The sequence below is a fragment of the Streptomyces sp. SPB074 genome (assembly GCF_000154905.1).
Classification (GTDB): Bacteria; Actinomycetota; Actinomycetes; order Streptomycetales; family Streptomycetaceae; genus Streptomyces.
The window spans coordinates 2972639-2987275 of record NZ_GG770539.1 but is presented as its reverse complement, the minus strand read 5'-3'; the positions used below and the strand labels follow the sequence as shown (position 1 = coordinate 2987275).

The window sequence follows — 14637 nt, the reverse complement described above, 5'->3', positions numbered from 1 at the left end:
GCTTCGCGCACAAGCCGGAGCCCCGGTCAGCTTCCCTCTGACCGGGGCTCCTTCTCCGTCCACCGTCAGGCGGAACGATTCTGCTGGGTCGGGTCGTCCTTACGTGGCGGCGCCACCCTCGGCAGGCGAGACGCGGGGTCTACCTGCGGCACGACGTCCGGAACAGCCGCCAGCGCCTTACGCGCATGAGGGACGAGCTGCACGACCTTCTCGGCGGCGTCACGCGCCAGGTCGTCAAGGACCGACTGGTAGATGTCCCGCGTGATCCGCGTGTCCGAATGGCCGAGGGTCTCCGAGACGACCTTGATGTCGACGCCCGCCGCGAGCATCAGCGTCGCAGCGACGTGCCGGAGGTCATGAAGGCGGATCGGCGGAAGGCCAGCCGCCTCCACGAGGCGCTCGAACAGATCGCTGACCTTGCCCGGGTGGAGGAGAGAGCCGTCCTCCTGGGTGAAGATCCGACCGGTGTTCTGCCAGCCCTCACCCCATGCCTCGCGCTCGGTCTGCTGGCGCGCCTTATGCGTGAGGAGGCCCTCGTTGGTCTCGCCGTCCAGGGCGATCAGCCGGAGGCCGCTGTCGGTCTTGGGCGCACCCTCGTGGACCTCCCAGCCGTCTTGGACGAGCCGCGTGGCGATGGCCAGCGAGCAGTGCTTCGCGGAGTAGTCCTCCCAGCGCACACCGCACGCCTCTCCTCGCCGAGCACCGCGAAACGCAATGAGTCGCCAGAGCAAGTACAGCCGGTCTCCCGCGACGAAGTCGAGGAAGACGGCGGTCTGCTCCGGGGTCCAGACCATGACCGGCGACGGCCGCTTACCGGTCTCCTGCCAACGAGCGATGCGCTCCTCGGTTCAGACGAGGGCCTTCGGCTTGGTACCGGGCAGCAGCTCGACGTGAGCGGCCGGGTTGAAGGCGGGCATGACCTGCTGAGCGATGGCGACGTTGAGCGCGGCCCGGAGCGTGTCGCGGATGTGAGGCTGGGTGTTCAGCCCGGTGACTCGACGGAACGGCGGCATCGCGTCGAGCTGTGCGCGGAACCACTTCCGGCGCGCCCGGTTCTCGGCTCCCTTGTTCGGGGTGGCCTTCAGCTCGTCGGCGACCGCGCGTCGCTGGGCGTTCTGCTCCTGGATCTCGATGTTCCGCTCGTTGATGGCGTCGAACATCTTGTCGATGTGGTGGACCCGGAGCTTGTCGAGGCGAAGATGCCCGAGGTGCGGCTTGAGGTGGACGCGGATGTCGCATTCGTAGCGCGACGCACCGCCACGGCGCAGACGTTTCCGCCCGGCCAGCCAGGTGTCGAGCCACTCCCCGACGGTGGTCTTCGAGTTGAGCGACTGACCCGTCTGGAACCGGCGACGGGTCTCGTCGTAGTCCGGCAGAGGGGTCTTCTCCTTGACGCAGTCCTCCAGCAGGTCGCTGATCTGCGTCCTGCCCCACGCGTCGTCCTCTTCGGGAATCGCCATGAGGGCGCGGACCTTGCCCAGCTCCTCCTGGGCTTTGGTGGAGGTCTCGAAGCCACCACGACGGAACCGCCGTCGTCGGCCGTCCTGGGCGGGGTCCAGCTCCTGGAACACCCCGAAGGTCCCGTGCCGTCGCGACTGGAGCTTCGGGCACGACGCCCCGAGGTCCTTGCCGGTCTCGGGGTCAGTGCACCGGCACCGTCGCGTGATGGTGCCCTTCTTCATTCACGCTCCTCGGCCTCGGGGTGTATGTGGGGCTCGTCGACAAAGGCGAGTCGGTCAGGAAGGGCCGGAGGGGTGAGGCCGCGCTGACGCATCCGCTCTCGGTACGCGCGCAGCTCTTGGGCGTCCTCGAAGGCGTGCGCCTCGTATCCCTCGGCCCGCTCAAGAAGCGTGGTTCGGCGACTGCGGTCCAGAGTGGTGCTGGCCACACGTCGTCGCTCCTGCGCCAAGTCGTACGACGACATCGACGCGGCAACGAGGTCGCCATGGTGTCGGAAGCTGTCGAGCACGTCCCGGGGCGAGCCCTCGGGGGCCGCATCATCCAGAGGTGTCTCACCGGTGAACCACGCGACCGCGTCCCAGGTGGACAGCTCGCGACCCGGCAGAACCTCGACCGCCGCCGAAGAACCGAGCGGGAACAGCAGGGTGACCGGCGGGACGTCCAGTACGTCGGCAAGCATGACGACGTCCGCCACGCTGACGCTCGTCTTGCGCCCGGACTCCAGGTTCTTGATCGAGTGCTCGGTGATTTCCGGCATGCCGCGGGCCGCGCACTCCTGCGCGACCTCGGCCATCGTGAGGCCGGCGGCCCGGCGCGAGTCTCGTAGGCGCTGAGCGATCCGACCGGTGAACGCTGTCGACCATTGATCAGGTGTCATGGTGACACCCTAAGAAGCGAGAAGGCGCTGCCGCAACTCCGTGATACATCTTTCGCGTCACTACGGCACGCGTAAACGTCAGGAGAGCGTCATGGTAGCACCTAGGGCGGCAGGAGCGGGGCGGGGACTGACGAGCGACGAGCTGCTCGCTCTTCCGGCTGTGATCGATCTCGACACCTCGAACAAGGCGCTGATGATCGGACGGTCCACCGGGTATGGGCTCGCGAAGCAGGGGGAGTACCCGGTTAAGGTGCTGCGCCTAGGGAACGCCTACCGAGTGGTCACGGCCGACCTGCTGAAGCTGCTGGGCTTGGGGCACCGGCACTCTGGAGGAAGCCAGGAGGCGAGCGACAGCGAGCGGCACGGCCTCGCTGCGTAGTCCGTACGCCGCGAAGGATGGCGCAGCCCCATCCGGCCAGTCTCGCAAGGGCAGGGAGCTTGCAGGGATGAGGTGCACGAACACCTTGATCAGAGGATGCCCCTCCACGACCACGGCCGCGGTCCGGATCGACCACGCAGACAGTCGATCCGAAACTGCGCCTGGCTCCGCCACTCCGCATTGCTGGCTGCGTGTTGCGCCGCGTACGTCACCATCCGCAGCTCACGGGCACGCGCGAGGATGGGGTAGCCCTCCCACGCAGCCACGTCATGTCCGTACACCGCACAGAACCGGTCGTACTCGCCGCTGCTGACGGCTCCGGTGGTCTTCGCGCGTACGGCGGTGGATACGAGGTCCCATTCTGGAGGCCCCACCGAGAAGCGCTCCAGGTCCATCATCAGGACCCCGTCGGCCGTGCGGACGATGTTGCCGGGCCATGCGTCGCCGTGCACAGCCCGGTCGGGGAGACCGGCCGGCCGCTCGGCCCAGGCTGCTGCGAGGTCGCGGTGAAGAGCGCGCAGCCACTCCTTGTCATCATCGCGAATCGTGGTGGCCGCTTGCAGCCGTTCGTCGACCCGGATGAAGGGGTCGAGGTACCCCAACTCGATGTCTGGTGTGGGCAAGGAGTGGAGCTGTGCGAGGAGCTGAGCGACGTCTTCAACGGAGCCGTGCTCCTGCGGGGGGAGTTCTGCCCAGAAGGTGACGGGTCTGCCGCCTGCCTCGACCGGCTGCTCCACGTCGACCAGACGAATGGCGGGGACGTTCTCCTGGTCGAGCCAGCGTGCGACGCGCACCTCGCGGGCTGCCGCAGCACTCTGTCCTTCCCGGGCGATCCGCACGATCACCCCTTGATGAGGCAGCCGCCATATCTGGTTCTCGGCCAGGCGAAGAGGTTCCGCTCCGGCGGAGTCCAATCCGACTGCGGAACATGCCTGCTTCAGGGCGTGACGCGCCGGTGCGGCTGCCGAAGAAGTCATGCCGAAACCGTAGCGGCGATCCGATCTCGCAGCGCTGAAGCCTCCTGGACGGTCCGATGCTTCGAGGCGAAGCGGCCGAGCTGCCGCAGATCGTCGGCAGCGCGCCGGGAGGTGAGCCGGCCTACCTCGTTGAGGGCGTCGTGGCCGAGCGCCGCCGCCTGGCGAGGGTCACCCTTGGCCATGAGCAGAGAGGCCAGCTTCGTCCGTGAGATCGCACGAGACCGTTTGTAGGCGTCTGCGTGTCCCTTCACCGCTGTGTCGAATCGACGAGCGGCCCGGCCCGGGTCCTGCCCGGCCAGGATCGCGAGATCGAACAGGGCGTGAGCCGTGTCCCCGTTGTGCTGCGCCTCGTCGTAGTAGGCCATCCACGACGGGTCCTCGGCGGGCCGGGCCCGGGTGAACGCTTCGTCCGCGGCGCCGACGGCCGCCATGGTGTCGCGGACATTCCCCATCTTCCCGAAGGCCCTGGCCCGCGCCGTGTGAAGCATCGCCTGCTCTGTCGCCGTCAAGCGGTCGGAGCGCACGAGCCCCTTCTCGGCGTAGGTGAGGCCGTCATCGGGGGCTCCGATCCATACGGCTTGCCGTGCGAGGAACGAGTACGTCTTGGCCCGCAGATGCCAGTCGCCGGCCTCCTCGGCGCAATCCGCTGCGAATCGGAACGTCTTGGTGGCTTCGTCGTGGTGGTAGGCGTCGAAGGCAGAGGCGCCGACCACGATGCCGAGGCGCGATACGGCGGCGAACAGGTCGGTTCGTAGGTGCTCTGGGAACTGCGCTTGCAGCAGGCCGGCCGACCACTGCATCGCTCGGGCGGCCACGTCACGTACCACGCCCCCGCCACCCAGCTCGTTGTCCATGCTGCTGAGGGCGTTGGCCACGGCCAAGACCTGGTCGACGTGGCTCGGGTTGACGTGGGTCGGGAGAGACAGCTCGGCGGGCGCGAAGACATCGGTGAAGTTGAGAGGGGCTATGGCGGCGAGGCCGCCGATTCCGAGGAACGAGCGTCGAATCACGGGCTCATGGCTCCCAGGGCGAAGAGTCGGTTCGTCTCCGCCCAGGATGCGGCCTGCGGGCGCCTGAACGCGCACTTCCCCCCGGCGCGCGGAAGCCTTATCGGCATCGGCCCGCTTTTTATCGGCATCGCCGTCGCCGAAGACCATCCGCCACGCCCGGTCAAGGAGCCCACCCGTGCCGAGGGCGTCATCGAGCCGCTGCACCACGTCGCGACGACAGCTCGGGTACTTGCCCTTCTCAATCGACAAGATCATGTCGTCGCTGACCTGCACTAACCGACCAAGCGCCTTGGCCGACAGCCCCTGTTCCAGGCGAAGTCTGCGCAGCTCGCTGCCGAACCACTCCTGGGGGGACGCCCCCGGAACGAGCTGCTTCATTGGCTGCGGCATGTCCTGTCCCCGAAGTCGTCGATGCCGAACTCTTCACCTCTCGGCATCAGGCTCTGCACGTTCTCGGTGCGCTCTGCCTAAATGGTTGCTGATCGGTTCTAGACCAGTACACACCGCAACCCACCCCTGCTGAAGGGGTTCTGGCAGAACGGAGGAAGCAGCGATGGAACTACTCGTCGACACCCGCGAGCGGGATGCTTCTGTTCGAGCCACGTCCAGAAGTGTGGACGGCCAACTCGACATGAGTTTCAACGTCCGGGCCGAAGACCTGGGAACCGTCCGGGACATCGTCGCCGCGCACCTCTGCTGGTGGCGCGTCGACAACGGCACCGCGTTCCGCATGCTGACCGTGGTCAACGAACTGCTCACCAACGTCTTGCAGCACACCCCTGCGGACGCCGACGGGTGCCGGATGGCCAGCCTGCTCCTCCAGAAGGTGCCGGACGGCGTCACCGCCATCATCCGCGACCAGGACCCCCACCCGCCGGTGTACTCGTCGCCGGACCCCCTGGCCGAAGAGGGGCGTGGGCTGATGCTGCTCCGTGCCCTGGCCGACGACGCGTCCGTCTCCATGACCTCAGCGGGCAAGGACGTGTGGGTCTTCATAGGGACCCCGGAATCGACCGAGCACTTCTAGCCCCCACGGCCGGCACTTGGCCCTCCCCAGGAGTTCCCGATGTCCCTCACCGCTCTGGTACCGGAGAACGACGTGGTTCCTCCGCCAGCCAACGAGCCCGGCGTCCCGAAGTGGACACCTCCACTTGACGCCGGCAGCTTGAAGTTGGTCCTGGAGCGGATCACCGCATGGAAGCCCCTCGACGTCGAGGCGATCTTCGATGATCTCGACATGACGATCGGCAACCAGCCGCCGCCCGTGGCTGCGACCGGAGCATTGATCGAACGCCTCCGCGACCACCTGAAGCGACTCAGTGACATCGCTGTCGCTGACAAGCAGTTTGCTCCCACCGTAGAGATGGCCCGGCTCGTTGAACTGGGACGCCCTATGCGGGATGAGCGCACGCCGGCCGACCACCAGAAAGCTGTCGGCTTCGCTCGTCGCCTCGCTTTCGTGACCTCCGACCTGGTCGATGAACTGATCGAAGCCCGGTACATCAAGGGGCAGATCGAATGCTGACCGCCGCCGCAACGCTGCCTCGCCGCCCCGCCGTCTCCCTGCGCCCGGCTGCGGAAGCGTACGACTACGAATACTTCCGCAGCCGTCTCGCCGAACCTGCTCTCCTCGCGGACGCCGTAGCAGTCCGTGTTTTCCGGGCGCCGCTCCTCGCGGTCCCCGCCGGCGGGCCGCGCCGCGGCGGATACATGTCCTTCGATCTGCTGACGCACGCGACAGCGACGCATGCCCTCCTCGCGGAGCACCCCGGCTTCCCGCGCCTGCGCGTTCGATGGTCGCCATACCGCGAGACCTGCCACACCGTCGAGTGGGGCGACCCCGCTCCCGATTGGCGGGAGGACGATGCGGTCTTCGGACGCTTCTACGGCTACAGCGATGCAGCGATAGCCGCCTTCACGCAGCGGCACCACCAGACTCCCCCTTCGGCCACGCCCGCCCCGTGTTCCCCCACGGCACCGTAGCTGGCCGAAGAGGGCCCGACTTCCCACCCGAGAGGACGAGCACCATGTGTGCGCACAACCCGCCGTGCCCCACGGCTGAGGCTCCCGACAGGGAGGCCGCGCGGCCCCTCGCGCACCGGCCTGAGCAGGGCTGGAGCCTGCTGTGCAACGGAGTGCTCCTCTTCGAGGACACCGGTGAGCTGCTGCCGGACGGCCAGGTCATCGCCCCGCACCGCGCCCTCAACGTGGCGAGGGCAGTCGCGTGAAGCGGACCAGCGCGGCGCCCCGGCTGGTCCCGTACATCACCCAGCGCGAGGGCGAGTACGGCGGGCTGGAGTCGGAACTCACGCTGAGCATGAACGCCTTCGGCGCCGTGCGTCTCGCCTACCAGGACGAGACCCCGGCTGACCGCGGGCCCCGCGGTGAGCTGTGGGCCCGGTGCTCCCAGTCGCTGAACGCGGCCGGGAAGCCGACGGGCAGGCCGCAGTGGCGCATGGTCAATCCCGTCCGGCAGCGGGAGGCGATGGAGCAGCTTCGGTGCCAGGTCAGCTTCTGCCCGGCCGAGACCGACCAGGGCTACATCTTCCTCGCCGGGAATTCGGAAGGCGCTTCCCACCGTGCTGGTGAGCCGGTGAGGACGGCCCAGCCGCCGGTGTGCCTGAAGCACCTGCGACCGTCCATAGAGCTGTGCCTGCATCTACGGAAGGGGCACATCGCCTTCCGCGCGCGGGCGACGTCCCCCTGGGGCGTCATCGGCACCCGGTACCGCCTCACCGCCACCGGCCTGGAACCCCTTCTTGCCGACGACGATGACGCGCCCGTGGCGTACGGGCACCCCCAGTCGGGCTGGTTCCTGGCGAGCCAACTCATACGCGAACTGAGGAACTACGAGGTCGTCAATCTGGACGATCTTGTACCCGCCGCCTAGACGGCCGCCGGGGGCCCTGAGTGATACGGACGGGGCTCCTGGGCGGCTCACCACCGGCGCCGAACGGAGAGCGTTCGCCGATAGCCTCCCGGCCCACTGGCACACCGTGCCGACCTACCCCCTCCCCCTGAACACGAACGACCGAAGGAAGTCCATGACGAACACGACCGTCAAGCCCGACGAGGCGACCCGCCTGCGGAACAAGGTGGTGGACGAGCTGTGCGCGGACGGCAACATCTCCTCCTCGGAGATCGAAGCGGTGATGCGCAAGGTGCCGCGGCACGAGTTCACCCCCGCCGACACGCCGCTGGACAAGGCGTACGACACGTACGCCGCCGTGATCACCAAGACGGACGAGCACGGTGTGCAGATCAGCTCCGTCTCCGCGCCGCAGATTCAGGCCATGATGCTGGAGCAGGCGCAGGTGAAGCCCGGGATGCGGGTCCTGGAGATCGGCTCTGGCGGGCTGAACGCGGCCTACCTCGCCGAACTCGTCGGTGAGGACGGTGAAGTCGTCACCGTCGACATCGACCCCGAGGTCACCGACCGCGCGCGCCGGCTCCTGGACGACCACGGGTACGGTCGGGTGCACGTCGTCACTGTTGACGCCGCCGAGCCCATCCCGGACCTCGGTGAGGTCGACGTCGTGATGGTGACCGCCGGGGCCTGGGACATCTCCCCGGCCTGGACCGCGCAGCTCAAGTCCGGCGGCCGGCTCGTGGTGCCGCTGCGGATGCGGGGCCTGACCCGGTCGGTCTCCTTCATCCAGGTCGAGGGCGAGCACGGCCCCTACCTGGCGAGCGAGTCGGCGAAGATCTGCGGCTTCGTCCCGATGCAGGGCTCCACCGCCCACCGGGAGGAACTCCTCCTGGTCAACGGCACTCCGGAGATCGGGCTCAAGTTCGATGACGGCCTGCCGGCCGACCCGCACCGGCTCGACAACGCCGTCACGTTCCCGCGCCACGAGCTGTGGACCGGCGTCAGCGTCCGCATCCAGGAACTCATCGACACCCTCCAGATGGCGATGGCGATCAGCCTGCCGGGCTTCTGCACGATGGCCGTCGATGAGAACGCGGACACGGGCGTGGTCGACCCCGTGAACAAGCGGTTCGCGCTCGCGGCTGTCGAGGACGACACGTTCGCCTACCTCGTTACCCGCCGCACCGAGGACAACAAGCACTTGGAGTACGGCGTGCACGCCCTCGGCCCGCACGCGGAGCAGTTCGCCGACGAGATCGCCGGCGTGCTCCGCGACTGGGAGGCCAACCGGCGCGGCGGCCCCAGCCCGGTAATCCGGGTCTATCCGGCCAGTACCCCCGATGAGCAGATCCCGGCCGACCGGGTCATCGACAAGGTGCACAGCCGGATCTCGCTCTCCTGGCCCTCGGCATGACGCCGGGAGTCAGGTAACCCCGCACCACCCCAACTAGGAGAAGAAGGGCACATCATGACGAGCGCTACTCTCGCACCGCCCCCGGTCGTCGCACCGTCGGCGGACCTGGACGACGACTTCGCGCCCCTGGACGTGAAGGTCGTCATCGCCGAGCACTCGTACGGCCACCTCATGTGCTCCACGGGCGACGGCTGCGGCACCACCTGCGCGACCGGTGCCTCCGCCTGCGGTTCCTTCACCGAGGACCCGGCCTGATCGAGGCCGACCCCGCACCCGTGGGCCGGGCGAAGCGCTTCGCCCGGCCCACGGGCCCTCTCCCCTCCCGCGCCGCCTCATGGAAGGGCCTCATGGCTTCCCGAGCAGCCGCCGGATACCTGTGGCAAGGCGTTGCGATGCTGCGCGCCACCACCAGCCCCGGGCCGGCAGACATCCCCCGCACCCTCGACCTGGACAACGTGGCCGTCACCCGCGGATGGCTGAACCGCATCTGGCAGCGCGAGGACTTCCGCAGTGCGCTGGAGCTGGCCACCCCCGTCCTGTCCGACGCCATCGAGGCGGTCGTCCGGGGCAGGCAGACGGAGCCCCGTCACGTGCGCCGCACCGCGCTGTCGACCGTGTCCTACCTCCTGCGGTGGCAGCACCGGCCGACCCCGCTCGGCCTGTTCGCCGGCACTGCTCCGGTGTCCGTCGGCCCCCGGGCGAGCGCACGGTGGCGCGACAAGCACCGCGCCACGATCCGGCCGGACGCCGAGTGGGTCACTGACATGGTGCTCCGCCTCCAGCGCACCCCCGCGTTACTGGAGCGGTTACCGCTCGTCGCCAACAACGCCGCCCGCGCCCGCGGTGACCGGCTCGTAGCGCCGGGCCCGCCCTCCGACGGCCACGCCGTTCTCCTGGCCCCGGTCGAGATATCCGTCCGCAACGCCCGGCCGGTGGCCGCCGCCCTGGACGCGGCCCGGACCCCCATCCCGTACCGGGGACTCCACGGCCACCTCCGCGACCTCTTCCCGCAGGCCACGCCGGAGAAGATCGACGCTCTTCTCGCCAGCCTTGTCGAGCAACGGTTCCTCATCACCAGCCTCTGGGCGCCCATGACCACCGTGGACGCCTTCCAGCACCTGTGCCGCGAACTCGACGGACTCCAGGCGGACAACATCCCCGAAGTGCGGGACCTGGTCCACGAGCTGTACGCCCTGCGCGACGAGCTGTCCGCGCACCAGCCGACCCTCTCCGACACCAGCGTGAGCACCGTCGCCACGCGGATGCGCGCCCTCACCCCCGTCACGCCGACACCGCTGCTCATTGACACCGCCCTCGACTGCGAGACCACGCTCCCGCAGGCCGTGATCGCGGAAGCGCAAGCATCCGTCTCGGCCCTCTACCGCACCACCCCGCAGCCCTACGGCTACCAGCACTGGCGCGACTACCACCGCCGCTTCCGGGCCCGGTACGGCGTCGGCGCCCTGGTGCCGGTGATGGACCTGGTCGCCGACAGCGGCCTGGGCCTGCCCGCCGGATACGTCGGCTCCGAACGCGGAGCCGCCCTGAAGGTGCGCACCGACCGCGACGAACTGCTGCTCGCGATGATGCAGCAGGTTCTCCTCGACGGCGGCCGTGAACTGCGGTTGACGGACGACATGGTCGACGCCTTGGAGAAGGCTGCCGGGAAGGACGAGCGGCTGTTCGTACCCCGGGTGGAGGTCGCCTTCGAAGTCCACTCCTCCAGCACCCGGGCACTCTCCAGTGGCGCCTTCGACATCCTCCTCACCGCGGTCCCCCGGCCCGGCAGCAGCATGGCCGGCCGGTTCGCCCACGCCCTGCCGCCCGAGCATCAGGACGCGCTCGCCGCCACGTACCACGGAGCGCCGAACAGCCTCACGGCGCAGCTCGTCTTCCCACCGCGCCGCCACCGCAACGAGAACGTCACCCGCACGCTGCGGCTGCTGCCCCACGTCATCGAGCTGTCCGGCCACCAGGAGACAGACGCGACGACGATCCCGCTCGCCGACATCGCCGTCACCGTCGACCCGCGCAGCTTCCACCTCGTACAACTCTCCACCGGCCGACGCATCGACGTCCGGGTCCTGCACGCCCTGGAAGGCGGCACGCAGACCCCGCCGCTCGCCCGATTCCTCGCCGAAGTAGCCAATGGACGGTTCGCCGCCTACAAGCCATTCGACTTCGGCGCCGGCTCCCGGCTCCCGTTCCTCCCGCGGGTGCGCTACCGCCGCACCATCCTCACGCAGGCCCGATGGCTGCTGATGGCCGACGACCTGCCCGGCCGCAAAGCCTCGATCCAGGAGTGGGAGAGCGCCTTCGCCGCCTGGCGGGACCGGCTGCGGGCCCCGGAGCAGGTCGCCATGATCGAGTACGACCAGCGCCTCCCCCTTGACCTGTCCCACCCGGTCCACCTCCGGGTACTACGCGCCCACCTCGACAACACCCGGCGCCTGGAACTACGCGAGCTACCGGACGCAGACGCCCACGGCTGGATCGGGCGGGCACACGAGATCTGGCTCTCCCTGGGCCGCTCGGAGCCGGCCGCCGAGGTACCCCGGCCGCGCACAGCCCCGTCAGCGGCCCCCGATCGGCACCTTCCGGGCGCCGGCGACGTCCTCCTCGCGCAGCTCCACGCCCACCCGCGCCGCTACGACGAGATCCTGAGCCGCCGCCTGCCCAGCCTCCTCGCCGCGTTCGGCGACGCCCCGCCCCTCTGGTGGTTCACCCGGCACCGGGAGATGGCCCGCCCGGACGCCGACCAGCACCTCGACCTCACGCTGCACCTGCCGCCCGACGCGTACGGGGCAGCAGCCCAGCACGTCCGCAGGTGGGCGGACAGCTTGCACGGGACCGGTCTGGCGGCCGGGCTCGTCCTGGCTCCCTACCAGCCGCAGACCGGGCGGTTCGGCCACGGGACAGCCATGGACGCCGCGCACCGGGTGTTCGCCGCGGACTCCGCCGTCGCCCTCGCGCAGATCCAGCTCACCGAGCGCACCGACGCGCTCGCCCCGCAGGCCCTCGCCGCGGCCAGCGCCCTGCACCTCGTCACCCCCCTGGCGCCGGACACCGCGGCGGCCGAGGAGTGGCTGGTGCGCAACCTCCCCCAGGGCACGGGACGGCTGAACCGGGCCCTGCGTGCCCAGGTGCTCGAACTCGCCGCGCCGAATGGCGACTCCGTGCTCGCGGCCCTCCCCGGCGGCCCTGCGGTCGTCGAAGCGTGGCGGGCCCGCGCCGCCGCCGTCGACACCTACCGGACGGCCTTGACCGACCACCGTGACCCGCTCGACGTCGCCCGGTCGCTCCTGCACCAGCACCACGTCCGGGCCCTGGGCGTTGACCCGCGCGCCGAGGAGACCACCATCCGGCTCGTACGAACCGCGGCCCTCCAGCACCGGAGGGCGGCTCGATGACTGCGCTGGCCGCTACCACCGCGATCCTGGAGCAGTACACCGCCCACCTCGCCCAACCCGCTCCCCCGCCTCCGGACGAGCCGTGGGCAGTGCAGTCCCTCGCCGACGGCGCCGCCGGGATCAGCCTGCTGCACATCGAGACGGTCAGCCGTCACGGCGGCTCCTGGCGCCCCGCCCACCGGTGGATCACCGCCGCGGCGGCCGGCCACATCAGCGCGGCCGACACTGCGGGACTGTTCCTCGGCGCCCCGGCCCTCGGCTTCGTCCTCACCACTGTCCCGCCGTCCTTCCAGCACCTGTACGAACCGGCGCGGCGGACCCTGCACCAGCACATCACTGACCTGACCCACCGCCGCGTGGACGCCGCGCTCACCCGTATCCGCAAGGGCGACCTGCCCGCGTTCGCCGAGTACGACCTGTTCTACGGCCTCACCGGCATCGGGGCGTACCTCCTGCGCACCGACCCCGAGGGGCTCCCCCTCGAACGAGTTCTGAAGTACCTCGTCGCCCTGACCCGCCCCCTCGCACCCGACGGCCGCGGCCTGCCGGGCTGGTGGGTCCGCCACGACCCCGCCCGCGGCGAATCCCCCCACTTTCCGGGCGGCCACGGCAACTTCGGCGCAGCCCACGGCATCACCGGCCCGCTCCTTCTGCTGGCCCAGGCCATGCGCCGCGGCATCACCGTCGGCGGCCACCGCGAAGCCATCTGGAGCATCTGCGAACACCTCGATACCTGGTGCCAGCTCAGCCCCTCCGGTCCCTGGTGGCCCGAGCACATCTCGCGCCGCGACTTCGACCTCGGGCGCCCCCACCACGACGCTCCCGCCCGGCCGAGCTGGTGCTACGGAACCACCGGAATCGCGCGAGCCGGGCAACTCGCCGGACTCGCCCTGCACGCTCCCGACGTCCAGGGGTTCTACGAGGACGCCCTGTACCGGGCGTTGACCGACCCCGAACAGCTCGCGCAGGTCACTGACTCGGGCCTGTGCCACGGCTGGGCGGGCATCTACCAGACCGCCACCCGCGCCGCCGCTGATGCCGTCGACCCTCGCCTCCAGGCCCTCCCGAGAAGCCTCGGCGACACCCTCGCCACGAGCGCCCGGCCCGGCCTTCCCGAGCCCGGCCTGATCAACGGTGACGCCGGCACCGCGCTCGCCCTGACCACTCACGCCTCGCAGCAGGCCCCGAACACCGGATGGGACGCATGTCTGCTGATCAACTGATCTCGACGGAGCCGAGCCCGATCCACCGCGCGGTCACGGCCGCCCTCACCAGCCTGTTGATCCCCGAAGTCGCAGCCCAGCACGGGATGGAACCGACGACCCTGTCCGACGCCCTGGCGGTCTACGACCAGGCCGGCCGGGAGGCCCTGGCCCGGCACGCTTCCACGGACGACTGGTGGCAGGTGTACCTCCACTTCACCGACTGGACGAAAGCCGACGAGACCTTCACCGTGCACGTCCTGCCCCTGCTCCAAGAGGCGGAGACCGCCGGCCTCATCGGCGGCTGGTGGTACACCAGGAAGCACCCCTGCTGGCGTCTACGTCTCCGCGTCCGGCCGGGGATCGGCGCCAAGATCGGCGCCGCGGAGGGCTTGGACCGACTCGGCTTGCACCGCCTTGTGGCCGACGGGCACCTCGCGCGCTGGTGGCCCGGGATCTACGAGCCCGAGACTGCGGCATTCGGGGGCGAGGCCAGCATGACGGCCGCGCACGCCCTGTTCATCACCGACAGCCGAGAGGCGGCGCAACTCAGATAACGTGGGGACCTGGCTGTGGGGCCGCGCGAGCTGTCTGTTCTCCTCTGCACGATCATGATGCGCGCCGCCGGCCTGGAGTGGTACGAGCAGGGGGACGTCTGGCATCGCGTCATCACGGAAGAGCACCGCTCGGCCGTCGGCGACGTCCCAGGGGACCGGCTCGACGCCCGCGCCCAAGAGATCCGGCCCCTGCTCTTCGCTGACAGCGACGTCCTGCTGCGCCCCGGCGGACTGCTGGAGCCCGTCTCCGAGTGGGTCGGCGCCTTCCGCAGCACGGGGCAAGAACTTCGCCGTGCCGTACAGGTCGGGACGCTGGACCGCGGCCTACGGCAGGTGCTCAGCTACCACGTGATCTTCCACTGGAACCGGCTGGGCCTGTCCATGCGAGGGCAGAGCATCCTGGCCTGGGCAGCCCGGGCGGCCATCCTGCACGGCGTCGATCACCAGGGGAGCCAGGGAGTATGACGACGCTACGACCCAG

The 14637-nt window shown here is 69.8% G+C and carries 13 protein-coding genes and 2 pseudogenes; 11 read left to right on the top strand and 4 right to left on the bottom strand.

Annotated features, from left to right (window positions below):
• Positions 1-65: 65 nt before the first annotated feature.
• Both SSBG_RS12270 and SSBG_RS12265 read right to left on the bottom strand, forming a co-directional pair.
• Positions 66-1682 (bottom strand): annotated as a pseudogene (locus SSBG_RS12270) (tyrosine-type recombinase/integrase).
• Positions 1679-2338: a helix-turn-helix domain-containing protein gene (locus SSBG_RS12265; protein ID WP_008746452.1), complete on the bottom strand. Its 660-nt coding sequence runs from the start codon at positions 2336-2338 to the stop codon at positions 1679-1681. The pseudogene SSBG_RS12270 and the gene SSBG_RS12265 overlap by 4 nt, the downstream one beginning before the upstream one ends.
• 91 nt (positions 2339-2429) lie before the next feature.
• Here SSBG_RS12265 and SSBG_RS12260 point away from each other — a divergent pair, with 91 nt between their 5' ends.
• Positions 2430-2717: a hypothetical protein gene (locus SSBG_RS12260; RefSeq protein ID WP_037869583.1), complete on the top strand. Its 288-nt coding sequence runs from the start codon at positions 2430-2432 to the stop codon at positions 2715-2717.
• Positions 2718-2806: 89 nt separating this feature from the next.
• Here the strand turns inward: SSBG_RS12260 and SSBG_RS12255 are convergent, their stop codons facing one another.
• Together SSBG_RS12255 and SSBG_RS12250 are read right to left on the bottom strand one after the other, a co-directional pair.
• Positions 2807-3694: a phosphotransferase family protein gene (locus SSBG_RS12255; protein ID WP_008746450.1), complete on the bottom strand. Its 888-nt coding sequence runs from the start codon at positions 3692-3694 to the stop codon at positions 2807-2809.
• Entirely contained in the window at positions 3691-5082 is a 1392-nt protein-coding gene (locus SSBG_RS12250) for a helix-turn-helix domain-containing protein (protein WP_234010501.1), read from the bottom strand. Before SSBG_RS12250 ends, SSBG_RS12255 begins: the two co-directional genes overlap by 4 nt.
• A 175-nt stretch (positions 5083-5257) precedes the next feature.
• On the opposite strand from SSBG_RS12250, the gene SSBG_RS12245 reads away from it, so the two are divergent.
• The 10 genes and pseudogenes from SSBG_RS12245 (at position 5258) to SSBG_RS12200 (ending at position 14621) form a co-directional block, all read left to right on the top strand.
• Complete coding sequence (locus SSBG_RS12245; RefSeq protein WP_008746448.1) at positions 5258-5731, top strand: ATP-binding protein; 474 nt, start codon at positions 5258-5260, stop codon at positions 5729-5731.
• Between the two features lie 39 nt (positions 5732-5770).
• Positions 5771-6229, top strand: coding sequence for a DUF6415 family natural product biosynthesis protein (locus SSBG_RS12240; RefSeq protein ID WP_008746447.1), 459 nt, complete (start codon positions 5771-5773; stop codon positions 6227-6229).
• Positions 6223-6687, top strand: a complete 465-nt coding sequence (locus tag SSBG_RS12235; protein ID WP_008746446.1) for a DUF6302 family protein — start codon at positions 6223-6225, stop codon at positions 6685-6687. The genes SSBG_RS12240 and SSBG_RS12235 overlap by 7 nt, the downstream gene beginning before the upstream one ends.
• Before the next feature lie 44 nt (positions 6688-6731).
• Complete coding sequence (locus tag SSBG_RS12230; RefSeq protein ID WP_008746445.1) at positions 6732-6932, top strand: DUF5999 family protein; 201 nt, start codon at positions 6732-6734, stop codon at positions 6930-6932.
• A complete protein-coding gene (locus SSBG_RS12225; RefSeq protein ID WP_008746444.1) occupies positions 6929-7594 on the top strand; it encodes a hypothetical protein in 666 nt (221 codons plus the stop codon). Before SSBG_RS12230 ends, SSBG_RS12225 begins: the two co-directional genes overlap by 4 nt.
• 154 nt (positions 7595-7748) lie before the next feature.
• The gene (fxlM, locus tag SSBG_RS12220; RefSeq protein WP_008746443.1) at positions 7749-8987 is read left to right on the top strand and encodes a methyltransferase, FxLD system; all 1239 of its coding nucleotides are present in this window, start codon (positions 7749-7751) and stop codon (positions 8985-8987) included.
• A gap of 54 nt (positions 8988-9041) precedes the next feature.
• Positions 9042-9242: an FxLD family lanthipeptide gene (locus SSBG_RS12215; protein WP_008746442.1), complete on the top strand. Its 201-nt coding sequence runs from the start codon at positions 9042-9044 to the stop codon at positions 9240-9242.
• 92 nt (positions 9243-9334) lie between these two features.
• Entirely contained in the window at positions 9335-12397 is a 3063-nt protein-coding gene (locus SSBG_RS12210; RefSeq protein WP_008746441.1) for a lantibiotic dehydratase, read from the top strand.
• Entirely contained in the window at positions 12394-13620 is a 1227-nt protein-coding gene (locus tag SSBG_RS12205; RefSeq protein ID WP_008746440.1) for a lanthionine synthetase C family protein, read from the top strand. Before SSBG_RS12210 ends, SSBG_RS12205 begins: the two co-directional genes overlap by 4 nt.
• A pseudogene (locus SSBG_RS12200) lies at positions 13593-14621 on the top strand (thiopeptide-type bacteriocin biosynthesis protein). The gene SSBG_RS12205 and the pseudogene SSBG_RS12200 overlap by 28 nt, the downstream one beginning before the upstream one ends.
• Positions 14622-14637 lie beyond the last annotated feature (16 nt).